General features: G+C 63.7%; 18 protein-coding genes and 1 pseudogene. 11 read left to right on the forward strand and 8 right to left on the reverse strand.

The features are described 5' to 3' along the window. Positions 1 to 118: 118 nt before the first annotated feature. Positions 119 to 1,246: a hypothetical protein gene (locus H0921_RS16420; protein WP_194539607.1), complete on the forward strand. Its 1,128-nt coding sequence runs from the start codon at positions 119 to 121 to the stop codon at positions 1,244 to 1,246. Between the two features lie 184 nt (positions 1,247 to 1,430). Here H0921_RS16420 and H0921_RS16425 read toward each other — a convergent pair whose 3' ends face one another. Both H0921_RS16425 and hemG read right to left on the reverse strand, forming a co-directional pair. After that, complete coding sequence (locus tag H0921_RS16425) at positions 1,431 to 2,267, reverse strand: sigma-70 family RNA polymerase sigma factor (protein ID WP_194539608.1); 837 nt, start codon at positions 2,265 to 2,267, stop codon at positions 1,431 to 1,433. A 636-nt stretch (positions 2,268 to 2,903) separates the two neighbouring features. Next, on the reverse strand, positions 2,904 to 4,373 hold the full coding sequence (gene hemG, locus H0921_RS16430; protein ID WP_228499972.1) for a protoporphyrinogen oxidase: 1,470 nt from the start codon (positions 4,371 to 4,373) through the stop codon (positions 2,904 to 2,906). Positions 4,374 to 4,800: 427 nt separating this feature from the next. Between hemG and H0921_RS16435 the strand changes: the two genes are divergently transcribed. Both H0921_RS16435 and H0921_RS16440 read left to right on the forward strand, forming a co-directional pair. Further along, a complete protein-coding gene (locus H0921_RS16435) occupies positions 4,801 to 5,817 on the forward strand; it encodes a hypothetical protein (protein ID WP_194539610.1) in 1,017 nt (338 codons plus the stop codon). Positions 5,818 to 6,135: 318 nt separating this feature from the next. Beyond that, the gene (locus H0921_RS16440; protein WP_194539611.1) at positions 6,136 to 7,476 is read left to right on the forward strand and encodes a serine/threonine protein kinase; all 1,341 of its coding nucleotides are present in this window, start codon (positions 6,136 to 6,138) and stop codon (positions 7,474 to 7,476) included. Between the two features lie 194 nt (positions 7,477 to 7,670). On the opposite strand, the gene H0921_RS16445 is transcribed toward H0921_RS16440, so the two are convergent. From H0921_RS16445 to rpsO, 4 genes are all read right to left on the reverse strand, one after another. Continuing rightward, positions 7,671 to 10,259 (reverse strand): TolC family protein, encoded by a 2,589-nt coding sequence (locus tag H0921_RS16445; protein WP_194539612.1) that lies wholly within the window; start codon positions 10,257 to 10,259, stop codon positions 7,671 to 7,673. A gap of 214 nt (positions 10,260 to 10,473) precedes the next feature. Then, positions 10,474 to 11,472: a two-component system sensor histidine kinase NtrB gene (locus H0921_RS16450; RefSeq protein WP_194539613.1), complete on the reverse strand. Its 999-nt coding sequence runs from the start codon at positions 11,470 to 11,472 to the stop codon at positions 10,474 to 10,476. 156 nt (positions 11,473 to 11,628) lie between these two features. After that, positions 11,629 to 13,797: a polyribonucleotide nucleotidyltransferase gene (pnp, locus tag H0921_RS16455; RefSeq protein WP_194539614.1), complete on the reverse strand. Its 2,169-nt coding sequence runs from the start codon at positions 13,795 to 13,797 to the stop codon at positions 11,629 to 11,631. 179 nt (positions 13,798 to 13,976) lie between these two features. Continuing rightward, a complete protein-coding gene (gene rpsO / locus H0921_RS16460; RefSeq protein WP_194539615.1) occupies positions 13,977 to 14,246 on the reverse strand; it encodes a 30S ribosomal protein S15 in 270 nt (89 codons plus the stop codon). 366 nt (positions 14,247 to 14,612) lie between these two features. Between rpsO and H0921_RS16465 the strand changes: the two genes are divergently transcribed. From H0921_RS16465 to trmB, 6 genes are all read left to right on the forward strand, one after another. Further along, positions 14,613 to 15,347 carry a polymorphic toxin-type HINT domain-containing protein gene (locus H0921_RS16465; RefSeq protein WP_315851926.1) on the forward strand — a complete coding sequence of 245 codons (735 nt, stop codon included), beginning with the start codon at positions 14,613 to 14,615 and terminating at the stop codon, positions 15,345 to 15,347. Between the two features lie 57 nt (positions 15,348 to 15,404). Then, entirely contained in the window at positions 15,405 to 15,830 is a 426-nt protein-coding gene (locus H0921_RS16470; RefSeq protein WP_194539616.1) for an Imm1 family immunity protein, read from the forward strand. Between the two features lie 789 nt (positions 15,831 to 16,619). Further along, on the forward strand, positions 16,620 to 17,081 hold the full coding sequence (locus H0921_RS16475; RefSeq protein ID WP_194539617.1) for a hypothetical protein: 462 nt from the start codon (positions 16,620 to 16,622) through the stop codon (positions 17,079 to 17,081). Positions 17,082 to 17,098: 17 nt separating this feature from the next. Further along, a complete protein-coding gene (locus tag H0921_RS16480; RefSeq protein ID WP_194539618.1) occupies positions 17,099 to 17,341 on the forward strand; it encodes a hypothetical protein in 243 nt (80 codons plus the stop codon). Between the two features lie 712 nt (positions 17,342 to 18,053). After that, positions 18,054 to 18,323 (forward strand): hypothetical protein, encoded by a 270-nt coding sequence (locus tag H0921_RS16485; protein ID WP_194539619.1) that lies wholly within the window; start codon positions 18,054 to 18,056, stop codon positions 18,321 to 18,323. A gap of 404 nt (positions 18,324 to 18,727) precedes the next feature. After that, positions 18,728 to 19,513, forward strand: a complete 786-nt coding sequence (gene trmB, locus H0921_RS16490) for a tRNA (guanosine(46)-N7)-methyltransferase TrmB (protein WP_194539620.1) — start codon at positions 18,728 to 18,730, stop codon at positions 19,511 to 19,513. An 89-nt stretch (positions 19,514 to 19,602) separates the two neighbouring features. On the opposite strand, the gene H0921_RS16495 is transcribed toward trmB, so the two are convergent. Further along, a complete protein-coding gene (locus H0921_RS16495) occupies positions 19,603 to 19,968 on the reverse strand; it encodes a hypothetical protein (RefSeq protein WP_194539621.1) in 366 nt (121 codons plus the stop codon). A gap of 287 nt (positions 19,969 to 20,255) precedes the next feature. Here H0921_RS16495 and H0921_RS16500 point away from each other — a divergent pair, with 287 nt between their 5' ends. Continuing rightward, on the forward strand, positions 20,256 to 21,497 hold the full coding sequence (locus tag H0921_RS16500) for a cofactor-independent phosphoglycerate mutase (RefSeq protein WP_194539631.1): 1,242 nt from the start codon (positions 20,256 to 20,258) through the stop codon (positions 21,495 to 21,497). Positions 21,498 to 21,545: 48 nt separating this feature from the next. Then, on the forward strand, positions 21,546 to 22,424 hold the full coding sequence (locus H0921_RS16505) for an MBL fold metallo-hydrolase (RefSeq protein ID WP_194539622.1): 879 nt from the start codon (positions 21,546 to 21,548) through the stop codon (positions 22,422 to 22,424). 737 nt (positions 22,425 to 23,161) lie between these two features. Here the strand turns inward: H0921_RS16505 and H0921_RS16510 are convergent. Further along, positions 23,162 to 23,384, reverse strand: a pseudogene (locus H0921_RS16510) (hypothetical protein); the annotation flags it as partial.

Consider the following 23,384-nt stretch of genomic DNA (forward strand, 5'->3'; position numbering starts at 1 on the left):
CGCTGACAGAGGGGCGGGGGATGAGTATAGGGGGCGTGGTCGTGATGTTTCTGGGGCGGCAGCGGCAGGCGGGTAGCCTGTCGGCAGCGCCTCGGTGTTCAGGGAGGAACAACGCGCCATGCTGTGGATGCGATGGAAACTGCTGGCGGGCGGACTGGCGGTGAGTTTGGGCGGCTTGGCCGCCTTGGCCGGACCCTGCACCCGCACGGACAACAGCAAGGGGAGTGCGCCAGGTAGCGCGGCGTCGGCCCCGGCACCCCGGCCCCTGGAGAGCGCGCAGCACGCCGAAGCCAAGGGGACCGTTTCCTCCTCGGAAGCTACCGCTCCCCCGGCTCTTGCCGCCTCCGAGAGCGTACCGCTTCCCCCCGTCGGAGGGCCTGCGCGCGCTCCAGCTTCTTCCGGCCCTGCCCCCGATGGGCCGCCGCCTCCGGCCAGTATTCCAGCGGCACCCGGCAGCATCCCGCCGGCTTCGGCCAGCAATAGCGCGGCCGGCCCCGAAGGGGAAGCCATTTCCGTCCCCGCACCGCCGGCCATTGCCATGCCGATCCCGGCTCCACCGGCGGGCCTCACTCCGGTCCCGGCACCCTCAGCCAGTGTCGCTTCGCCAACGCAAGCCGTTCAGCCTGTCTTGCCGGAGGTTCCACCTCCTGCGGCCGTGGGTTCCTCCGCTTCTTCCAGCGGGGTTTCTTCCCACGGGGAACGGACCGGGCCGGCAACCCCAATGACTCCGCCTGCGCCCCCGGCCCTGCCAGAAGCGGCGCCGTCACCGGCGGCGGTTCCCCCGGCGGCTGTCCAGCCGGCTGTTCCGGTTCCCTCGGCTCCGCCAGCGGTGGAAAAACCGGTGGTGCACCGCGAGGCAGCGGCCCTGCCCCAACTGGCCCAAGTGTCGCAGCGCTTCCGCGTCCTGCTGCGCGTGGGAGAAGGGGAACCGGCGTTTGAAGTCCGCTGCGGCGACGATCTGATGCTCAAGGTCGTCTGTGAACGTGTGGATGTCAAATCCGCGGCTGAGCCAGGGGAAGGATTGGCGAGTGTCAAGGCGATGGGGCGGGTCCGCTTCGTCGGCTTCGGGGCGGAAGGAACGTGCGAAGAGCTGTCCTTCCTCGCCGGCGATGGCAGCGTGCAGCTCCAGGGACGTGTGGTCGTCCGCGTCAAGGACAAGCTGGGCCGGGTGGAATCCGAGCTGAGCGGGGAGAGTCTGCGTTACCGGATCGACCCCGCGGCGATGGGCGGAGTGCTGCGCCCCTGACAAGTGCTCCCCTCGGAAAAGCGCTCGTTCCCTCCGGCAAACACCGGGAACCAATGCATACCGGTGTCGAAGCGAAGGAGCAGGAACGGCGCGGTCGGGTATCGAAACGGGTCCGCTGGATCGCACCGAGAACGAAGAAAGAAAGGGCGCAGGCCGATCCGCCGATCTCCGTCGCCCTGGGCTTTCAGTCGCCGCAGAGGCAGTCGCCGAGTTTGGCCAAGGCTTCGTTTTCGATCTGGCGGACGCGCTCGCGGGTCAATCCCAGGCGTTCGCCGATCTCTTTGAGGGTCTTTGGCTCTTCGTCGTCGAGTCCAAAGCGCATGCGCAGGACGGCGGCTTCGCGCGGGTCCATCTTGTCCAAAAGCTCCATGACCGTTTGCAGGTCGTCCGTCTCGACCATTTCGGTGTCCGGGGTCTTGGAGCGGCTGTCCGTGAGGATTTCCTCGATGCTCCAGCCGTCGTCTTGGGGATCGGGTTGGGGCAAGGCGTTGTAGACGCGGATGGCTTTTTTGATGATGTTGAGTTTTTTGCGGGGCAGGCCCATGAAACGGGCGACTTCCTCGTGGGTGGGAGGCCGGCCCAACTCATCCTGGAGGTGGTTGGTCGCGCGCCGCCACTTGGCAAGCAGTTCCATCATGTAAGCCGGAATGCGGATCGTCTTGGCCGTATTGACCAAGGCCCGCTTGATGCTCTGCTTGATCCAGTAGCTGGCATAGGTGGAAAAACGGGTATTCATGTTGGGGTCGAACCCCTCGACCGCCCGGAGCAGCCCCAGGTTCCCTTCCTCGATCAGGTCCTGGAGGGACAAGCCCTTGCCGACGTAGCTGCGGGCGATGTTAACCACCAGGCGGAGGTTGGCGCGCACCATCTGGTCGCGGGCTTCGATGTCCCCTTGACTGATGCGGCGGGCCAGCTCTTTTTCCTCCTCGGCGGAAAGTAGGGCCGTGGAGTTGATTTCCCGCAGATAGGTTTCCAGAGGAGATTGGACAGCATCCGAGCGTTGGCGTCGCAATCGCGTCATGAACGGGCTTCCTTGTCAGGTCCAGCGGGCCAATCCTGGGTGCCCGGAGACTTTCCCGGCCCAACGGCCTTCAGCCTCCGTGCGCCACAACGTATCGACCGCTGGCACGTTCCATAGGTAATCCGGGAACGTTAGAAGCGCCGGCAGAGGGGGGAAACGACCGGCATGGCTCGCACACGTCGCACAATCGGAACGTCGCCTCGGCCTGACCCGACGCCACGCTGGCGGCTGCGAGTACCGCTGGGCGACCGATTGCACGGTTCCTGACGATCGGACGAGTTATCGCCAGGACAACGTCCATGATAAAAGCTCCCGGCGGGACTTCAACTCTTTTTTCCCCTTTTGGCAGGATTTCCTCCCGCCTCGAAACACTCCTCTTGATATCTGCCCCAGACTTTTTGCCAAAGGCATAATCGAAGGTTTTTGACTTTTGTTGCCTGGTTTTTCTCTTTTCTCAAATCCGGCCTCTCCTCAGAAACTTATGCAGCCTCGTCCCACCGGCGGCCCCTTGAAAGCTCCGCTTCCCTGCTCTGATCGAGGCGTTCTAACTTTCGGCACACTCACCCTGGAAGCCAACCCCTGGCCCGGAGGCAAAGGCGGAGCAAACGCAGACGGAGCAGACGCAGACAGAGCGAATCAAGGCGGTGTGGCACCGCTTGGTCTTGCGTCGGCGGGCATCGCGGCGTCAGGGGAAGCGGGTGGCGGGAAGCGGTGGAGGAACTCGGCGGTGAGCCGTTCGGCTTCCTCGGCGCAGTCATTGAGGGCGATGCCGCGGTAGGCGTTGCCGGAGAGGAACAGGTGGGGCCAGCGTTGCACGGCAGCATCGAGACGTTGCAAGCGGGCTAGATGGCCGATTTCGTACTGGGGAATCGCCCGCGGATAGCGGATGATGCGGACGAAAGCCGGGGGGGCTTGCACGTGGAGGACTTGGGCCATTTCCTGCTGCACGGCGCGCAGGAGGGTTTGGTCGTCCCAGTCCAGGATGTCGCCGCGCTGGACACCGCCGCAGAGCGCCCGCCACAGGACCATGCCCGCCGGGGCACGCTCCGGGAAGATCGCGGAGCACCACTGGACGCCAAGGACATCGCGCCTTTGGCTTTGGGGAGCAATGTAGCCGAAACCGTCCGGCACCTGGGGGCAATCGACCTGGCGATACCCCAGGGCCACGACCGCGATGCGATTGTAGGGGATGGCGGCGACTTCCGCGGCGAGGGGCGGATCGAGTGGGGCGAGCAATTCCGCCTGAGCATAGGCCGGGCAGGCAAGTACGACAGCGTCCGCTTCGAGGGGAGGCGAACCGGTGCTGTGGAGGAGCCAGCGGGGCGCTGGACCATTGCCCGTGGCCAGTTGCAGGGCGGTCACCGCAACTCCCAAGCGCAGGGAACCGCCCAGAGCCTGGACGAGGGCGTCGATAAGGCGTTGCAAACCTTCGCGGAAAGACCACAACTGGGGCGGCGACGGCGGCGGTTGGCCCGCCCGGCGCGCTTGCCGCTTCCGCTCGCGCGCGTGCCGAATCAGTCCGCGAATGATGCTGCCGTACTGCTGCTCCAGGGCCACGATGCGGGGGAAGCAAGCCGCCATGCTCAACCGCCGGGGATCGCCCCCCTGGATGCCAGTGACCAGGGCATCCGCGAAGAGATCAGCCGCCTCCCGCCCGGCCCTTCGGGCCACGAAGTCGTAGACGGACTCGTCCGCCTCGGCGGCGGAAGGCCGGCGCGGGCGCCGCCACAGTTCCGCCAGCAGGTCCCTCTTCCCGCGCCAGGATAACAGCGGGGTGGCCAGCAGGCCGAGCGGGCCGTTGGGCAAGCGGTAGAGCCGCCCGTGGACGCAGAGGAAGCGGAAGCGCCGGCTGCCGCGGCTGGCTGGGACAAGTTGATCGCTCAATCCGAGGGCTTGCACCAAGCGGGGCAGCGCCGGGGTGCGATCGAGGAAGCCATTCGGCCCCCGTTCGACACGGTAGCCGTGGACTTCGTCCGTCCCCACATTTCCGCCGGCCCGCTCCCGCGCCTCCAGGACCACGACGTCCAGATGGGCCGCACGCCGCTGGAGCCAGAAGGCCGTGGCCAGGCCGGTCAGGCCGCCGCCCACAATCGCAATCCGTGGCATGAGCACCATTGTAGCAGCCGTCCATCCAGCAGGCAGGCCAGGGGAAGCACCGAAGTGCCAAAGTTTACAAGTGAGACGAAACAGCAAATCCCCTGCCTGAGGCGGGATGAGCATGTTCTCGTGAGTGTGTTCTATGCTTGAGGAGCAGGCGGTGCCGGCCACGCCCTTCCCCCTGGGGGGTTCAACCGCATGCACCCGCGAGTCCGCCGCCACACCCCCTTTCGCCCCGGACCGGGTCCGCTCCACGGCTACGCAGGATGACCTGAAACCGCCCCGCGGGATCGCCCGGACACCGCGGGATCACCCGGACACCGCGGGATCGCCCGGACAGCGCAGGAAAGGGAGAAGCATGCAACTATACTGTCCAACTTGTGCGATGGTGTTTCCGGGTGCCACGCGCTGCCCGCGCTGCGGCGGAATCCTCTTGATGCCGCATGAATTGGCCCCTACCGATCAGCCGCTGTTGACCCGTATGCACCAGGGCGGACCGGAGGAAGGAAGCCTGGCACGCCGCTTAGGCGTGGGGCTGGGGCTAAGTGTCGGCTGTTATCTCGGCTTGCGGGAAATCTGGCACAGCATTCCCCTTTTTGGGGGAAGCGATCCGCAGCAATGGTCCACCAGCTTCGCTGGGCTGATCAGTCTCTATGCCGCGCAAGCGATCGCGGTGGCAGTCGGCGGGGTGGTGGTGGCAGCGGCTCGACCGCACGGCTACACCTTGGGGTTGTTCCTGGGGCTGGGCAGCGGTGCGCTGTTTTTCCTTTGGGAAGTGCAGCAGAATGCGGCGATGCGGCAATCCCCCTTGCTGCTCCAGATCCCCCTGGTGGCCTGGGTGGGGCTGCTCGCGGGCTGGGTGGGGGAGCGGCTCTGGCCGCCACCGCCGGCGTTGGAATTGCCCCAGCCGCGCTCCAGTCTGCTCAGTTCTTTGCAGTTCAGCCGCTCGGTGGTGCACACACCGCCGTCGGCGCCGCCGACCCGCTGGTTCCGCATTCTGGCCGGGGCCACGCTGGCGGTCGCCCTGCTGGTTAGCGCGGATACCATTCGCCAGGCGGTGCAGCAATACTCCCTAGGGCTGTTCCAGGCCCCAGGGATCGGCCAGGCTCAGTTTTTGAGCTGGCTGATCGCCCTATTCGGCTTGTTCCTGGGCGGGGTGTTTGCTGCGGCGGGCAGTCCGGCGGGATTGCGCCACGGAGCGTTCACGGGTCTGCTGGCCGCCCCGGTCGTATTGGCCTTTGCCATGCAGCAGGACGCCCTGCCCACACCGCTGGAATACACCCTCACCCGTGCGGGGCTAGCCGGCGTACCGTTGAGCGATCCGATCGCCGCCGCTTTAGTCCTCGGCGGGATTCTGGCTAGCTGCACGCTGGGAGGATGGTTCGGCTCGGCTTTGTTTCCCCCGCTGGTGCCACCGGCCTTACGCCGCCCGATCCGCCACGAGATGGCCTGATTTCTCCTCGACCGGCGGGAAAGGGATCGTTCAGGGCGGCCTTTTTAGGAGCTACTGCTTGCCTAAGAGCCATCGCTTACGTAAGGGCCACCGCTTATGTAAGAGCCATCGCTTGCGGGGCCGAAGGAACTGCCGGTCGGCTTTCTCGGCAAGCGTGAAAAATTGCGGCGGGGGTACAACCGCGGGGGAAAGGAACCATTTTCCGAGTTGGCGTGCGAAGAATCTGGCTGCTAGACTTGTGTGATGGTTCAGAGCAGCCTGGGGTTTCCCTGGGGTTTCCCGCAGGGCCGGCCTGAGCCAGGGAGCAGGTATCTCTTCATGATCGGACGCATCTTTTTGGGGCGGTACGAAGCCCGCCGCTTGCTGGGCGAGGGGGGGATGGGGCGGGTCTATCTCGCCCGGCAGGTGGACACCGGACGGGATGTCGTCGTCAAAGTCATGCATGAGCAGATCGCCCATGACCCCAAGTTCCGCGACCGCTTCGAGCGGGAGATGGAGCTAATGCGGCGCTTCCGCCATCCCGGCGCGGTGCAACTGTACGAAGCCGACCTGAACAATCCCACCGGCCCTTGCCTGGTCATGGAGTACGTCAAAGGGGTGAACCTGGAGACCCTGCTGGCCCGCAGCGGGCGGATGAGTCCGGCACGCGTCGGACGGATCATCGGCGAATTGTGCGAAGTGCTCCAGGCCGCCCACGATGAAAACATCATCCACCGCGATCTCAAGCCGGCCAACCTCATGATCATCGACCCGGACACTCCTCGCGAGCGGGTCAAGGTCATGGACTTCGGCCTGGCCAAACTCCTGGATAAAGAGGACTTGATCAAGAAGGTCACCGACACCAACGTGGATTTCGCCGTGGGCACGCCGGGGTACATCTGCCCGGAGCAGGTACGGGGCGAAGAGATGGACCACCGCGGCGACATCTACTCGGTCGGCGTCATCATGTACGAGCTGCTCACGGGCCGCCTGCCCTTTGTGGGGGGCAGCAGCATGGACATTCTACTGGCCCATGCGACGGAGCCGCCGCCCCGCTTCGCCGAAATCGGCCTCAAAGGGGTGGTGCCGCCGGAGATCGAAGAGCTGGTCTTGCAATGCCTAGCCAAGGACCCGGCGGATCGGCCCCAGCAAGCCCGCGACCTGGCCGAACGCTACGACACCGCCCTGGTCCGCTGGGAAAGCCAACAGGAGGAACGCCTGGCCCGGCAGCGGCCCCAACCCGGCTCCAGCCACCTGCTCCCGGTCAGTCCTTCCACGCCCACCCCGCCGCCTCGCAGCTCCACGGCTGAAGGCAGCGACGCCCTCACCTTCCAAATGGAAGCCTGGCTCCCCGAACGGATCGCCTTGATGAAACTCCGCGGCTTCGTCTATGACGCTGGCGGCGAAGTGCTCGACAGCCAACCGGGATGCGTGGTCGTCCGGCTCGGCGGCAAACGTACCGGCTTGTCCTGGTTCGGCCTTGCCCGCCGTGCTACCGGACCTCTCGATGTCGAATTGCACCTGACCCACGCCCATCCCCAGGAACCCAACCGCCTGACCGTCCAGGTCGTCTTCCGTCCCTCCCATCCCAGCTTGCTGGACGATCCCCAGTGGCAAAAGCGCTGCTCCGACGTCTTCGTGCAACTGCGCTCCTACCTCATGGGCCGGGTCACGTCCTGAAACCGATTCGCGGCTATCGCACCGCGCCGCTTTCGATCGCGTCTGACCTAGTCCGCTCCGTTTGTCCTTCCCTCAATCATCCTCGTCTTCTGAGGCAGAGTCTGAGGCAGAGACGGAAAGGACAACGAATGCGTCCGCAGGAGTAAGAGGCGAGGCGCTTGGAAGGTCGCCGTCCGGCTCGCTGTGGGCAGCGGTCAGGGGACTGGAGGGGACGTAGGCGGCGGGGTGATCGCCGGCAGGGCGGGCAGAGGGGGCAGCGAAGGCGGCGTGTTGCCGATGCCGGTTTCCGGCGGGGGTGTGGGCAACACGATGTCCGGCGGCGGCACGGGGAGCGACAGGCGGGGCAGGCCGCTGTCACTGCTGCGCGACGGGGGTGGGCAACTGGGCACTGCGGGCAGACGGCGCTCCCGCCGGGGGAGGATGACACGACCGGAGGGGCGGAAGTAATCCCCCGGTGCCGGCTCCGCCGCGGTAGGTGGCGGTGGTGTGTCACTTCCACCTCCGCTGCTTCCGGCGGGCGGCCAGGTTCCCGGCGGCGATCCGCCCGGCGTGCGGGAGGATTCGGACCCCGGCGTCCGACCCGGTGCCCCAGAGGAGGAATTCGGACCCGGCGCGGACCGTCCTGTACTCCCTGGCGGCACCACCGGCGGCACCCCGGGCGGTTCCCCGGGACGCGGCAGGGGAACATCCTCCGGCAGCGGGGGCCGCGGCTGAGCGAACGGCGGCAGCTCCGAAAGCAACGGCGTACCGACCGCTGGACCGACCGGCTGCCCGCCGATGCCTGCCGCTCCCGCAGGAGGCGGAGCCAGGTCCCGCTCCCGCAGCTTGATCGCCGCTTCCGTCCGCTCCCGAATGTAATCCGCCGCCTTCTTCTGCACCCACGGCGGCGGCGGACCTTCCAGCACGCTCACGTTGTTGTACCGCTGGATCGTCCCCTTGGCGTACTCAAACGCCGCTAGGGCCGTGTTGTAATCCGCAATCGCCCGATGCTCCCGTGCGATCGCCTGCGCCAGTTGCTGCTGCACCGTCAAATAGTTCTGGTAAAATGCCTGATTCCACGTCCCAATGGCGATGACCTCGGCCACTTTGCCCAGATACATCTGCAAATACTCGCGCTCCGCCCGGCGGTAGCCAATGACCGTGTGGGCTTGAATCACCCGGCGGTACTGGGCCAGCAGATATTCCAGGGCTTTCATCTCAGCATCGCGCAGGGCGAAGTAGCTGCGGGCCAGGTTCAGTTGGGCTTCTCGTACGGAAGCGTTGGCGTCCCGCAGACCCAGGGGCATATCCAGGCGCAGCCCAATGGTCCAACTGTTGAACTGATTGTTGCCGAAGCTGGCCAGGGCGTTGCCGGGAATGGTGTTGGCCGGATCAGCGAATTCGCGGCCATCGAGGCGCGTGCCTAGCCCGGCGATGTCGTACTGGGCGAAGACCCGCAGGTCAGGCCGGCGCAGGTTCTTCTGGAGCAGCAGGTTGAGTTGCTGGGCTTTGAGGTCCTGCCGCAGTTGCAGCAGTTCCGGGCGGTGGGCCAGGGCTTCGTTGGCCGCCTCGTAGAAGTCCGGCACGTAGGGGGCCTCGTTGGGCTTGTCGATCGGGACCAAGCGGAAGCCGTCGTCGCTGCGCAAGCCGAGCAAGCCGCGCAGTTGCCGCTCCGCCTCCAGCACCTGCCCCCGCGCCTCGACCACATCCCCCCGGAAGCGCTCGAACTGCGCCCGCGCCTGATATTCACTCTGCGGCGGCTCATTCCCCGCCAGCACCCGCAAGCGGATGAACCGGTACCCCTCATACGCCTGCCGCAACCCCTCTTCCTGGGCGTAGAGATTGTAATACGCCGCATACAGGTTCCAGTACGCCGCCTCCACGTTGAGCAGCAGATAGTTGATCTTCACGTCGAAGTCGGTCCGCTGCTGGTCCAGGCGGATACGGCTGATCAGGATGCCTTCCGTACCTGCCCCGCCGCTCGGCGGCAAATTCAACAGCACACTGCCGGGATGGCTCGGTGACAACTGATTGACTTCCACTCCGAAGAGACGCAAGAGCGGCTGCTCCACCGTGAACTGCAAGCGCGGCGTGTAGTTGGGATTGACAAACCCGCCGAAAAAGGCCTGGGGCAATGCGGCAAACTTGGAGTAATCCGTGCTGAAGGTGATCCCCGCCACACCGCCGGTCGGCAACGGTTTGATCAAACTGCTGCTGAAGGAGGCGGCATCCCGCTGCTGCTGGAAGGCGATGAACTGCGCCGCCACGGGCTGGTCCACCTTCTGCCAGGTCATGGCCGTCACCCAGCGGGCGTCGAACTTGGACAGCGAACGTTCTAGCTCCGCCGCGGCAATGGCCGGATCGATGGCGAAGACCCGCACGGCGTCCGAACCCACCACGCCGCGGCCTGTGAATTGCCCCAAGGTGTCGTTCTTCAGGCCGGGATTGGTCGCCGATTGGATGCCCGTGTTCCCCTGTTCCAGGGCCAGGGCGATGCATTCCTTGAGCGTGATGTAGCGCGGCGGGCGTTCCGGATCGAGCACCGTTGCCGGGCCGTTGCCGATCCGCTGCACCACGCTGGGCGTGATCGGATCGTGCGGCCGGTCCTCCAGGGCCGGAGGAAGCTGCTGCAAGACCGCATCCTTGTAATCCCCCGGTTCCAGAAAAATGGGCTGCCGGCAGCCGCTCAATCCGCTTGCCGCCACCCAGCCGGCCAACGCCCCGCGAATCCAGCGTGACTTGAGCATGCACTCCCCCCGTCGGCGTGCCAGCGCAGGAGAGGGAACCTCCGCGTCACCGGGCATCGCTTCCTCTTCTTCATCGGCCAGCAAGCGGCGCAAAGTTTATCTAGTCTAACGGACTAAGCGAAAGAAACGAACTTGCGGACTGGGTAAGTGGGTCGAAACAAACGGGGCAAGCGGCTCAAAATAGAGCGGTGTCCGACTTCAGCCGAGTAGGAACTGCTCGGAATATGCTGTTCGGAATGATTTGGGCCAGCGACTCGGAGTGGGGCGGTACTCACTTCCCCTCTGGGATCGGCAAGCGGATGGTGAAGCGGGTTCCGTGGCCGGGGGTGCTCTGGACCTCGATGCTGCCGCCGTGGGTCTGGACAATGCGGCGGGTGATGGCCAGACCCAACCCGTGCCCGTTGGGCTTGGTGGAAAAAAACGGCTGGAAGAGCTTGGGCAAAATGGCGGGCGGAATGCCCACCCCGGTGTCAATCACCTCCAGGCACACCCAATTCCCCTCCCGGCGCCCCAGCAGCGTGAGCGTCCCGCCTTCCGGCATCGCTTGTTCCGCGTTGAGCAAAAGGTTGAGCAGGCATTGTTCAAACAGGTCCCGGTCCAGGAGCACAGCGGGCAGGTCCGGCGCCAGCAGCCAGTGAATCTCGATCCCTTTCTCGCGAGCCGTTGGCGAGAGGAAATCGACCAGCCGCGTGATCACATCTTCCAAAGCCACCGGCTGGAGATGCAGGTCCCGCACGCGGGCGAAGCGGAGGAAGTCCGCCGCCAGATCGACCAGCTTCTGGCATTCCTCCTGGAGGCGCTCGATCCGCTGCCGGGCGCGCCGTTCCCGCGGCGTCGCCGCTTCCGGCAAATCCTCCGCCAACAGTTGCAGATTCAGCGACACCGCCCCGATGCGGTTTTTGATCTCGTGAATGAAGCCGCCCGCCGCCTGGGCCAGCTCCTGATACGCCGCCAAAAGGTCGTTCCCGCCGGAGGGTGCCGGACTGCTTTCCCCTGGACGCGGTCCCGCCGCCGCGGCACCTCCCTCACCCCCTCTGGCTTCAGAAGCCGGGGAGCTGGCATCGTCCGAGGAGGGAGAAGTAGCCGTGGGGGCACTGGCCGGCGCCGCGGGGGGCAAGGGCGGGGTAGCAGCCGATGGCGACGACGAAGGAGAAGCGTCCGAAGCCGTCGGCGGTTCGTCCGAGACGGGGGTTGAGTCCGTCGTATTCGCTGGAGCTGGCGGGGGGGACGCCGAGGAGGCAGCCGAGATGGACGCCGAAGAGCCGCTCATGATACGCCCTCACTCACCGGCGGACGTTTGGGGAATGGATCGCGGGGAATGCGGCGTTCGTTCTTCGGAGAGCGCCGGGGAGGGGTTCCTCTCCACGGGGGAACTCGCGGTTCGCGGCGGACGGCTTCGGCGGTGCATTTGGCCCCACGCGGTGCCTTAGCGGCGGGGTGTCGGGGAGGGAGTCCGCCCGCGACTGCGGTCCCCATTGCCGCCGTTGTCGCCCCCGCCCGCCGTCAGCAGCGCCTTGCGGGAGAGCTTGATCCGGCCCTGGTCGTCGATGGCGATGACCTTGACCAGGACGCGGTCGCCCACTTGCACCACATCCTCCACACGGCCCACGTAGCCGACATCCAGCTCCGAGATGTGGCACAGGCCGTCACGTCCGGGGGCGATCTCGATGAAAGCCCCGAACTCCTTGATGGAGATCACCTTGCCCTCGTAGATCGCTCCGATGCGGATTTCCGCACCCAGGGCTTCGATCCGGCGGCGGGCTTCCTCCACCCCGGCGCTGTCGGTCCCCGCGATGGACACCGTGCCGTCATCCTGCACCTCGATCTTCGTCGCCGTCTCATCTTGCAGAGCACGGATGTTCTTGCCTCCTGGACCGATGAGCAAACCGATCTTGTCCGGCGCAATCCGGGTGGTGACCAGCCGCGGGGCATAGGCGCTGATCTCCTTGCGCGGGGCGGACAAGCTCTGGAGCATGATCTTGAGAATCTGCATCCGCGCCTCACGGGCCTGATCCAACGCCTGCCGGATGATTGGCTCCGTGATCCCTTCGATCTTGATGTCCAACTGCACCCCCGTGATTCCCTTCTGCGTCCCCGCCACCTTGAAGTCCATGTCCCCGTAGTGGTCCTCATCCCCCTGGATGTCCGTCAGCAGGGCGTAACGTTCCCCTTCGGTCACCAGGCCGATGGAAATCCCCGCCACGGGACGCTTGATGGGCACCCCCGCATCCATCAGGGCCAGGGTTCCTCCGCACACGGTCGCCATGCTCGAAGAACCGTTGGATTCCAGAATCTCCGAGACCAGGCGGATGGTGTAGGGGAAGCGTGTCGGCGGCGGAATGACCGCCTTGAGCGACCGCTCGGCCAGCATGCCGTGGCCGATCTCCCGCCGGCCCGGTCCGCGGATCGGCTTGCACTCCCCCACCGAATACGGCGGGAAGTTGTAGTCCAGCATGAACTTCTTGGAGTATTCCTCGAAGAGGTCATCGACCTTCTGCTCATCGGCGATGGTGCCCAGAGTGGCCACGACCAGGGCCTGGGTTTCCCCACGCTGGAAGACGGCTGAGCCGTGTGTCCGCGGCAACACCGCCACTTCGCAGGAGACCGGCCGCAATTCCCGGTGGCCTCGCCCGTCGATCCGCGTGCCGCTGAGCGTGATCTCCTTGAAAATCCGCTCCCGCAAGGCGGCGAACGCCTCGTAAATCTGCACCAGGTTGTACTTCGGCTTGCCGCTCTCATCCACCTGCACAAGATACTCCGCCTGAATGCGCTGCTTGAGTTCTTCGATGGCCGCCAGGCGCTGCTGCTTCCCTTTGGTCAGGTAGCGCTCGCGGAACTCCGCGCCGAAGCGGGCGTGGAACTCATCAACCAGCGGATTGGGCGGCGGCGGCGCCGGCAACTCCTTGGCCGGCAAACCTGCTGCTTCCCGCAGCCGCTCGATGGCGGTGATCGTCTCCTGACAGTAGCGGTGGGCCGTCAGAATGGCCTCGGCCATGTCCGCTTCCGGCAGCTCGCGGGCGAACCCTTCGATCATGCAGACGGCCTCGCGCGTCCCCGCCACCACCAGGTCCAGATCGCTCTCTTCCAGTTGTTCCACGCTGGGCATGACCACCCATTGTCCCGCCAGGCGCCCCAACCGCACGGCCCCATACGGCTTGAGGAAGGGAATGTCCGAGATGTGCAGAGCCGCACTGGCGCCGATCATCGCCAACACATCGGGATCGTTCTCCTTGTCCACCGACAGCACCGTGGCGTGGATCTGCACCTCGTTCGTGTAATTCGGGGGAAAGAGCGGACGGGTGGGCCGGTCGATGAGCCGGGACGTGAGGATTTCCTTGGTGGTGGGGCGGGTTTCTCGCTTGATGAAACCGCCGGGGAATTTCCCCGCCGCGTAGGTGCGCTCGCGGTACTCCACCTGTAAAGGGAAGAAGTCCCGGCCCGGAATCGCTCCCCCCGCCACCACCGCCACAATCACCGCGGTATCCCCGTAGCGGGCCAGCACCGCCCCGTGCGCCTGCCGGGCCAGCCGCCCCGTCTCCAACACCAACGTCCGATTTCCTAACGGATACTCCACACGCGCCGGTTGTGCACTCACGGATATGTCCCTTTCCCACTCGAATGACCAAAATGCTGTTCACCAAAGGGTGGCGCAGACACGCCGCCGGAGAGGGGAGGAAGACCGCTCGCCTACTGCCCGCCGAGCATGGACCCGAATGACCCATGCCCCATCCGTCGCGGCGGCCGTCCCTACCCACCGCGACACCCAACCGTCCCTCACTTGCGCAAACCCAGCTTGTTGATCACCGCCAAATACCGCTCCCGGTCCGTCTCCCGCAGATACTTCAGCAAGCGGGTCCGATGGCTCACCATCTTGAGCAATCCCCGCCGACTGGCAAAATCCTTCTTGTGCACCCGCAGATGCTCCGTCAACTCATTGATCCGCGCCGTCAGCAACGCGATCTGCACCTCGGGAGAACCCGTATCACCCTCCGACCGCCGGAATTGACTGATCAACTCGCTCTTCCGTTCCTTCGTGATCGCCATCACCTCGTCTCCTTACCTACTTCCTTACTTCCGCCTCCGCCGCGTCAGACACCCTGCCGGCCTGATAACGGAAAAAAACTTGGACTCCCTCGCGCGGCGCGCTTCCCCTCTCCAACGCCTTCCTCTCATCCGCACCGACATCGGGCCTTATCCACTTCCGCCCGTGTCACTTGCTCACTAATGTAGCGGCTCCCCCGCCCCTGACAAGGGGGAACCTATTCCCAGACCCAAGGGAACCTACCCCCCGTGTGAAGGGACAAGATGAAGCTGAAGGGAAAAGCAGGCAGTCGCAGGGACCAGACGGAGCGAAGTCGCAGGGACCAGACGGACCCGCGGCGGATCGCCTGAAGGCCGCATGGCGAACTGATCCGCACCACCCCGGAACACCCCTTCTATGTCGAAGGGAAAGGCTGGACGCCCGCGGGCAGCCTCAAGGCCGCCGATCGGCTCCTCACCCTTCTCGGCGACAGTGTGCCGCTGAGCGAGGTGGACGACACCGGCGCGTGGGAGGTGGTCTACAACCTCCGCGTCGCGGACTACCGCACCGACTTCGTCGGCGACGACACCTGGTCCTTCGCCGCCTGGGCACATAACCAGATTTGTGGTGTTCAAGAGACTTCAGGTGCTCATAATCCGACGTACAACCGGTCCCATGTAGACGTTCCGGCGATCACAAATCCCGCCAATGCGATCCTCCAAGGTGAGAGGCGTGCCAGGCACATGCCTCCGGCCGGTTCTCCCAGCGATAACTGCACCTGTGCCTATGTGCAGATCGTAGGTGAGGAACTCTCGCCGATCTTCGCCTCCAACACCGATCGATACACCTACAACTGGCCGCCCGTGGGAACCGGCGCTGGCCAGGTCCCCCAAGGTCAGGGCGTGAACAACGGCGCACGGCATCACGCCGAAATCAAGGCCATGATTCGCGTTGTCCAATCAGGTGTCAGCCTTCAAGGCAAGGCGATCATCATCTTTACCGATCGGGACCCCTGCCAGTACTGTGATCGTGACCGTGGTATCGAAAACGCGGCCAGGATCCTTGGAGCTACTAGCGTCACAATTTGGTGTCCGAGTGGATGTATTGGCCCGATCCATCTATGACTCGCAGAAACTTGCTGCTGCCCAGTGTTGTTTCCGATGAGCAGGGGAGAAAAGAGCATGTGGAAAGTCACATCGGTGTCACTATCGCGGTATGAAGCGAAAGTCGATCCAAGAGGAATTGCGGGGTATCGGCGTGTGGATGAGTCCATGGAGACTCCGACCTGGACGGCGGTCAAGCAGTACATCGAACGGCTCGATGGCCAGCGGTGCACGGAAATGTCGTTGGACGGCCCCAATGAATACCATATGACCATCGGAGGCGGACCGGATCGATTCTTCGTCTCAGTCATTGGCAACGATCTGGGACCATATGATCTCCTCGGACCCGATCCCAGCGACGAGCCGGAGAAGATGATTCTGGGGGGTATTGAGACGGATTTGCCACGGCGATTTCATGCTACCCGCGAGCAAACGCTTCAAGCTGCCGAATACTTCTTCTACCACGGCCAGATCGATCCAAACCTGAACTGGCAACTCGGTTGACGCTGAGTTGATGCACTTCGATGAACGGAGTAGCGGGGCGGTACAACTGAGCAGCCAAGCAACAGATTACCGGTGGCGCCGCTGACACCTGCGTGGCAGCAGCACTCAAGGAACTGGGCCTGAACGCCACCACAACTTTCGCTCTATTTGCCGAACATGATATACTTGTAATGATCAGACAGGCCTGGCCATCTATCGTACCAACCAACCGAAGGAGAGCTGATCCATGACACGCCAGGATTCCTGCAAAAAATCGTGCGGGCAGGTGGGTGTGCCTACGACCTCAACCCAACTTGGATTAGAGTTTCCCGATGTCAGGGTTATACCGCTCCAGATGATAGTCCTATCGATCCAACAGGTGTAATCGATATAGTACTGACATCTGAAGGACAGATCAATCTGATGTTACCAACGTACTTTACCAATCTCTGCCCGGGGATACCAGGACCGTTGCGACATTTTCGTGTGATCGCCGCGGATTGGGAGGATGCTTGGTCATTGATTGAAAAACTTTATCGGGCATTCGGCGCTCAGTGGGAACCGGGGTATACTTGGGCAAACGCCCATTTGAGGATTTTGTGGTACTCATTCCCGCCGAGCGTTTGATTCCGGACGATTATTCCTTTTATCTCCAGCACCGTGCTCCAAACCCTCTCCATTGGAAACCTGTTGAGCTGATTCCGGATGAAGAGCCACGGGGAGGAAGCTAGTTAGGATCATGGTATAGGGACGCGGACGGCGGGCAGTCTCAAGGCCGCCGATCGGCTCCTCACCCTTCTCGGCGACAGTGTGCCGCTGAGCGAGGTGGACGACACCGGCGCGTGGGAGGTGGTCTACAACCTCCGCGTCGCAGACTACCGTACCTACTTCGTCGGCGACGACACCTGGTCCTTCGCCGCCTGGGCGCATAATGCAGGTTGGCTGGGCTGCGGTATAGCTGGAGAACGACTGAATGAACAACAGCTCATAAATATCTTGAGGCAACCCGGTCGGCACAATGTCACTGTGGCCACCAAGACAGAGGCCTTAGAGCTAGCCCGCAAAGCATTACCAGATGCCGTGCAACTGCCTGAAGTTGTCGCAGGAGGAATGTATCCGTCCACAAAGGGTATCAAATGTTGGTTCAGGATCGAACCTGCGGAACCAGCGGTGGGCAATAACCTACCCCACGTGAAGTTTGCTGATTGGACTCATGGTAAAAAGTGGGAAGGTGGACGATGGGGACATATTTTCTTTATATCTAGTTCATGAACATAGGATTTAGAACTATGAGTTTCATGTTTGAAGTGATCTATCGTGCTCCGATGGACGAGCAAAAAAACAAGTTGATTAATGGAATAATTGCCACATACGGTGGTGTGTTAGACTGTATCGAAGAGCCAGAGCCCCATGGTCCATCCTCTGTAATACTCACTTATGAGTTTAATAACTACGATCAGGCATTTGCAGCGGCTAATAAACTTCGAGAACTTGGATTAAAAGTTGACGGACCATATGACTACGGTCCATAATCAAAAACATGATTCTCGAACTGCGTTACTGTAGCACCCCTTCTCCGTCGCAGGCAAAGGCTGGACACCCGCGGGCAGCCTCAGAAACTGAAATCTTAGGAATCGGAGTCCCCTGAGATCGACCGACCTGCTTCCCTCCGAGCCTAGCTAGGGGCAAGAGAATAGGGTGTAACAAGTGTAGCTTGAGAAGCGGTATCCTCCGCCGTCGCTCAGCTTGGTGGTTTGAGTGGGTGCAACCAAATACTCTGGGGGTTCTCTGCCGGGCAGCTCTGCTCGTTTTGGGAAACACCTTGCGGGTTCAGCCCCCACCCCCAGAAAATCTGGTTACGCCCTATTCCCCCGTCTGCTTTGGGGTTTGAGTTAGGTTCCGCCGTCCTCTTCTATTTACCGTTTCTTCATAGAATCTTTACAAATTGTGGAGTGGGCGGAGTTGTGCCTAAGTTGCTGGCCGGGGGAATTTTTTGCAAACTGCCGCTTGATGAGACGAAGATAATTGTGTAGAATTGGTGAAGTCCGCGTGAATGGAAGGTGTAGAGGAGGCCGTCCGGGAGGCGGGGTGGTCTGACGACAAGGAGGGGTTCCAGGCAGGCCGCTTCCGACGTAGGGCCGAGGGGTGCGACAAGCTGGGAATTGTCCAGGGTGAGGTGCAGCCGACGGGAACGAGCCTGGGAAGGGACGTTGCTTTTCCCCAGGATTTGCGGAGGGCAGGATCATGGCGACGATGCACATCCCGCATGAGGCGAACGAGCATTTCGAGCGTGTGGCGGACGAGGTGTTCCTGGTCACCGCGGTGACGGGAGCGGCGCTGGGGGCGTGGCTGGGAATGCTGGCGGCGAGCGGCGGGGGAGAAGTGTTCCGGCTGCTGGCGGCGGCAGTGGGGGTAGTGGCGGGGAGCGTTCTGGGCACCACGGCGGGGCGGCGCTGGGTCCTTCCTCTGCTTGCCCGCCGGGAGGAGCGCCGCTATCACCGCTACCGTCCTTGAGATGTCCCCCGGCGCGGTACGTCCCTGAATCGTCCTGCCCATCCGCCGCTTCCGGTTTGCCTCCGGGTTCGCTTCCGTTCGATCCTGCTGGCGATTGTGTCGTTTCCCTGTCACTAGCCAGGTGCATCCCCGGCGGCTCACCGGCGGTGGTGTCATTTCCCTGTCACGGCGGCGTGCATTTCCTGGCGGCCTAGCTGTGTGACGGAGTCTTGCGGTTCAGGGGAGTGGCGGCGGCGGTTCGATGTTTTAGGAGCGGCGGCATTGTCTCCATTCCTGCCCGATGGCCTCCGCCTGGTGCAAGGGGAGGGAAGCGATCGGAGCCGTCCCCTGGCCTGGCCCCGGCGGCCCGCTAACAATAGCGCACACGCAGGAGTCTAGCCGCCCAGAGTCACGAGGGGGAAGGCATGCGCAAGCCGCGACGCTTACCGCTGGAACAGTTGGCCGAGTACGAATGGCGGATGCCGTGGCGCGTACCCCGCGGCTGCCGATTGGATGAGCGGGGGTTGGCCCTGGTGGCAGGGGAAAGAACCCCGAAGCAAGGCGAGTCCGGCAGGGCGGCCAGCGGAATCGAGCGGCCCGCCCCCATCGATTGGACAGCCCTCTTCGGGAACGATCATCCCGTGGAGATCGAAGTCGGGATGGGCAAGGGGCAATTCCTGGTGATGGCGGCGTTGCAGCGGCCGGAGGTCAATTTCTTCGGTATCGAAGTGGTGCGGAAGTATCAGTTGTACGCGGCGACGCGCTGTGCCATCCGGCAGTTGCGCAATGTCCGGACGGCCTGTGCCGATGCCCGTTGGGTGCTGCATTTTTTCGTGCCGGGAGCTAGCGTGCAGGCGGTGCATGTCTATTTTCCGGACCCGTGGTGGAAAGCCCGGCATCAAAAACGGCGGCTGTTTACCGCGGAGTTTGTTCAGGACGTGGCCCGCGTCCTGCGTCCGGGAGGAGAGCTGCGCATCGCCACCGATGTCGAGGAATACTTCGCGCTCATGTGTGAAACAGTTCAAGCTGGGGGCGCCTTCGAGACGGTGCAATGCGGTCAGGACGTCACCACCCCGCCGGAGTGGCAGACCAATTTCGAGAAGAAGGCACGGGCGAGGGGAAGCCCCATCTGGCGGGCGGTGTTTCGCCGCCGCGGGGCAGATGCAGAGTCAGGGGTAAAGTCTATTTCCGAGAGCCCGCCGGCTCCATGAAGCGCGGATGGTCCCATTCCACGGTCTCACCGCCTCCGGTCCAGAGAGAACCGGCGATGTCGCCCAGGAAAACGGCGGGGTGAGAGGCGTTACTTGCGGGCAGCTTTGAGCGCCAAGGCCGGTCCACCGGCGGCAGCCTGAGCGGCGGCATCACAGCAGGCGGAGCAGTCGATTTCGCAGAGGGGGCAGCCGTCACAGGCCACGGCGCAAGCGGAGCAAGGCTGGCTGCAACAGGTGGCCGAGGCAGCGGGCGGCAAAGCACAGCAGGAGGCACTCAGCGTCGGCTTGGTGCAGCAGGCGGGCATCTCCGGTGTGCTGGCGGAACCCGACGAAAAGAACGCCGCAATCGGGCAGCCGCCGTCGCAGGTGCTGCACAGGTTGTACTGATAAATGCCATAAGCCCCCGCGGTGAGGGCGCCAGTCACCACTGCCAAACCCAGAAAAATCTTGGACATGGTCGACTCCTCTGTTTTCGCATTTTGCAGAAGCACCGCGGTCCGCACCATGACCGCCAAGCTGGCTTCCCACCAGGAATCCGCTCCCAGGAAGGGGAGGCCGGCAGGAACGGAGAGGTCCCCACAGACCTCATCTCGCGGCGGCGCTGCTACTGCATTCCTATAGTAATTGGTCGCAGAGGGCCGGTCAACCTGACTGTCTGCGTAGTAATGCCTGGCGGAGTGATGTCGGGAAAGCAAGCGGTCCCCTCTTGTTGAAGGCAGACCGTTGGCTTATGCTGGCCAACATGAAGTACGCGATTGTGATTCCCGATGGGAGTGCGGATGAACCGGTGGCGGCGCTGGGCGGGCGCACCCCGCTGCAAGCGGCGCACAAGCCGAACATGGACCGGGTGGCGCAGCAAGGGGTGGTCGGCCTGGCGGACAATGTGCCGGACCGTCTGACCCCGGCTTCGGATGTCGCCACGCTGTCACTTTTGGGTTACGATCCGCTGGAGGTGTACACGGGGCGGGCGCCGTTAGAAGCGGCAGCGATGGGGCTGCACCTGGGACCGCACGATTGGGCCATCCGCTGCAATCTCGTCTACGTGCCGGATGGGCATATGCGGGACTTCACCGCCGGCCACATCAGCACGGAGGAAGCGCGGGAGTTGATCCAGGCCCTGCAAGCGGCCCTGGGGGGCCGGCGCCTCGGCGGGGGAGTCATCGAGTTCCACCCCGGCGTGCAGTACCGGCACATTCTGCTCTGGCGGGGCAGCGGCGGCGAAGACGGAGCGGCCCTGGCCGCGACGCGCACCCAACCCCCGCATGACATCCCGGACCGCCCGATCGCGGAGTATCTGCCCTCCGGTCCGGCTGGAGCCTGGCTTCAGGAGTTGATGGAGGCCAGCCGGCCAATCCTGGCGGCGCATCCGGCCAATCTCCGACGCCAAGCCGCCGGGCAAAAACCAGCCACGCAAATCTGGCTCTGGGGCCAAGGCCAGGCTCCGCGCCTGACTCCCTTCGCCGAGCGCTTCGGAGGAGTGCGCGGTGCGATCATTTCCGCTGTCGATCTGGTCCGCGGCGTCGGCGTGCTCCTGGGCTGGCACCGCATCGATGTGCCCGGCGCCACCGGCTACCTGGACACCAATTACGCCAACAAAGGAAGATACGCCGTGGAAGCCCTCGGTGCCTTCGACCTGGTCTGCGTCCACATCGAAGCGCCGGACGAAGCCTCCCACGAAGGCAAGGCGGAGGAAAAGGTGCGGGCCATCGAGCAGATCGACGCCCACATCGTCGGACCTTTGCTCGATGCTTTGCCCCGCTACGGAGCTTACCGCCTGCTGGTCGAACCGGACCACCGCACCCCGCTGCGAACCCGCGCCCATGCCCACGGCCCGGTCCCCTTCGCCGCCTGTGGCATTGGCATCGAACCAGATGCTGCCGCCGCCTACGACGAAGCCTCCGCCGCGGCCAGTGCCCTCCGCTTCCAGCCGGGCCATACCCTGATGCCCTGGTTTCTCGGTCTGAACCAGCGCCCGCCCCGGTGAAGAGGGGTCTGCAATCCCGCCGCCGACAGGGGGGAGGAGGTACAGATCATGGTGTCCCGCAGGTCTCTGTTGCTCATGGTGTCCCGCAGGTCTCTGTTCCAGTACGGCTGGCTGGCGGCCGGAGGAGCGCTGCTCGCCGCCCTCCTCGGATATGCCTTCCCACGGGAAGGCCAAGCTCGCACTCCCCAAACCCCGGAGGAACCCGCCCCGCCAGTGACTATCCGCTGGCACGGCCAGTCCTTCTTCACCGTCACGACCAGCCGGGGCATCCGCATCGCCTTCGATCCCCATGCCATTCCCCACTTCGGCCGCGGACCCCGGCGGGTCGATTTCGTCCTCATCAGCCATCCCCACAATGACCACGACCAAATCGGCATCTTCGAGCCGCCGCCCAAGGACGCCGATGTGTACCGTGGCGTCATCGAACCCCGACCTGGACGCCAGGAATGGAAAAGCTATGACGAGCGGCGCGGCGCCATCCGCTTCCGGACCGTCGCTACCTTCCACGATGCCCTCAGCGGCATGCAACGCGGCAAAAACACCGTCTGGGTCCTCCACACCGACGGCCTGAACATCTGCCACCTCGGCGATCTCGGCCACGAACTCTCCGACGAACAACGCAAAGCCATCGGACCGGTCGATGTCCTCATGGTCCCCATCGGCGGCATCTACACCCTCAACGGCGAACAGGCTGCCGAGGTCGTCCGCCAGCTCCGGCCCCGCCTCTACATCCTCCCCATGCACTACGGCGTCCCCGGATACGACGACCTCCTCGGACCCGAAGAGTTCCTCACCTACTTCAAAGACGACGAAAAGGAAAAACGCCTCGGCACCAACGAACTGATCGTCCGCGCCAGTGACAAACTGCCCAAAGCCAAAGTCCTGCTCCTCGGCTGGAAAGACCGCGACAGCAAGGACGGCAAGTAACCGCTGCGGCCCGCTTCCCCCGGCGATCCCCTCCTGCCGCCTGCCGAATCCCACCTCCGCCGCTGAAGGAACAGCGACAACTCCGATTTACCGGGAAAAGCCTATCGCTCCGAAGAACCTGGCCCCTTGGAAATTGACTGCGCAGGCAGCGCGGGACCAACCCAGGCGATCTGAGCGAGGAAAGGCTCACCAGAAGGAGCGAAAGTGTGGCTCAACTTGACTGAGCAAAGGTGTGCTCAATCCGTGAGCGAAGGTGTGGCTTAACTTGACTGAGCAAAGGTGTGGCTCAGCCCAAGCACGCAGTGGCCCGGAAAAAGCCGTTGTGCCGCCGCATCCGAGTCCCAAGCATCACCCCACCCGTTCATTACCCCACCGTTCACCGATGGGTATCGACGGCCATTCCCCGAATGAGCTGGGTATTCCCCCGCTGGTGCCAAAGGATGACCTCGCCGTTCACCGATGGGTATTCCCCGGCTGGTGCCAAAAGAATTACCCCACCGTTCATTGATGGGTATTCCCCGGCTGGTGCCAAAAGAATTACCCCACCGTTCATTGATGGGTATCGCCCGGCTGGGGTCAAAGAATTACCCCACCGTTCATTGATGGGTATCGCCGAACGGTGGGGCCGGAACAGAGAAGAGGCAGAACCCAAGTGTGATTATGGTAACTCTCCCTGGAGGCGTCAAGAGGAATTTTGAATCACCTCCGCCTCGGTCTGACCAGAAATTCTGGCGGCACTAAGCTGGGATTTTGGCTTGAATTAGCCAGTAGGCCTGCCATTGACCCGATTGCTTCAGAGCCTCCAGGGCCATCACAGCCTCGGCGTTCCGGGCATCCCAACGCCGACCACGCCCCTTGAGCCGAGCCGTCAGCGCCTTGCAGCACGACTCCGTCGGACCGCTCCCCAACTGCCAACCCTTCGCCACAAACTCCGGATAGCGAATCATCTCCCGCCGCTCC

The sequence above is a fragment of the Thermogemmata fonticola genome (genome assembly GCF_013694095.1).
In the GTDB taxonomy this organism is placed as follows: Bacteria; Planctomycetota; Planctomycetia; order Gemmatales; family Gemmataceae; genus Thermogemmata; species Thermogemmata fonticola.

Bases quoted from the DNA above. Each gene is read 5' to 3' on its own strand.
- H0921_RS16420 (WP_194539607.1), top strand. From the start codon at position 119: ATGCTGTGGATGCGATGGAAACTGCTGGCGGGCGGACTGGCGGTGAGT.
- H0921_RS16425 (WP_194539608.1), bottom strand. From the start codon at position 2,267: ATGACGCGATTGCGACGCCAACGCTCGGATGCTGTCCAATCTCCTCTG.
- hemG (WP_228499972.1), bottom strand. From the start codon at position 4,373: ATGCCACGGATTGCGATTGTGGGCGGCGGCCTGACCGGCCTGGCCACG.
- H0921_RS16435 (WP_194539610.1), top strand. From the start codon at position 4,801: ATGCCGCATGAATTGGCCCCTACCGATCAGCCGCTGTTGACCCGTATG.
- H0921_RS16440 (WP_194539611.1), top strand. From the start codon at position 6,136: ATGATCGGACGCATCTTTTTGGGGCGGTACGAAGCCCGCCGCTTGCTG.
- H0921_RS16445 (WP_194539612.1), bottom strand. From the start codon at position 10,259: ATGCCCGGTGACGCGGAGGTTCCCTCTCCTGCGCTGGCACGCCGACGG.
- H0921_RS16450 (WP_194539613.1), bottom strand. From the start codon at position 11,472: ATGAGCGGCTCTTCGGCGTCCATCTCGGCTGCCTCCTCGGCGTCCCCC.
- rpsO (WP_194539615.1), bottom strand. From the start codon at position 14,246: ATGGCGATCACGAAGGAACGGAAGAGCGAGTTGATCAGTCAATTCCGG.
- H0921_RS16470 (WP_194539616.1), top strand. From the start codon at position 15,405: ATGTGGAAAGTCACATCGGTGTCACTATCGCGGTATGAAGCGAAAGTC.
- H0921_RS16480 (WP_194539618.1), top strand. From the start codon at position 17,099: ATGAGTTTCATGTTTGAAGTGATCTATCGTGCTCCGATGGACGAGCAA.
- H0921_RS16485 (WP_194539619.1), top strand. From the start codon at position 18,054: ATGGCGACGATGCACATCCCGCATGAGGCGAACGAGCATTTCGAGCGT.
- trmB (WP_194539620.1), top strand. From the start codon at position 18,728: ATGCGCAAGCCGCGACGCTTACCGCTGGAACAGTTGGCCGAGTACGAA.
- H0921_RS16495 (WP_194539621.1), bottom strand. From the start codon at position 19,968: ATGTCCAAGATTTTTCTGGGTTTGGCAGTGGTGACTGGCGCCCTCACC.
- H0921_RS16500 (WP_194539631.1), top strand. From the start codon at position 20,256: ATGAAGTACGCGATTGTGATTCCCGATGGGAGTGCGGATGAACCGGTG.
- H0921_RS16505 (WP_194539622.1), top strand. From the start codon at position 21,546: ATGGTGTCCCGCAGGTCTCTGTTGCTCATGGTGTCCCGCAGGTCTCTG.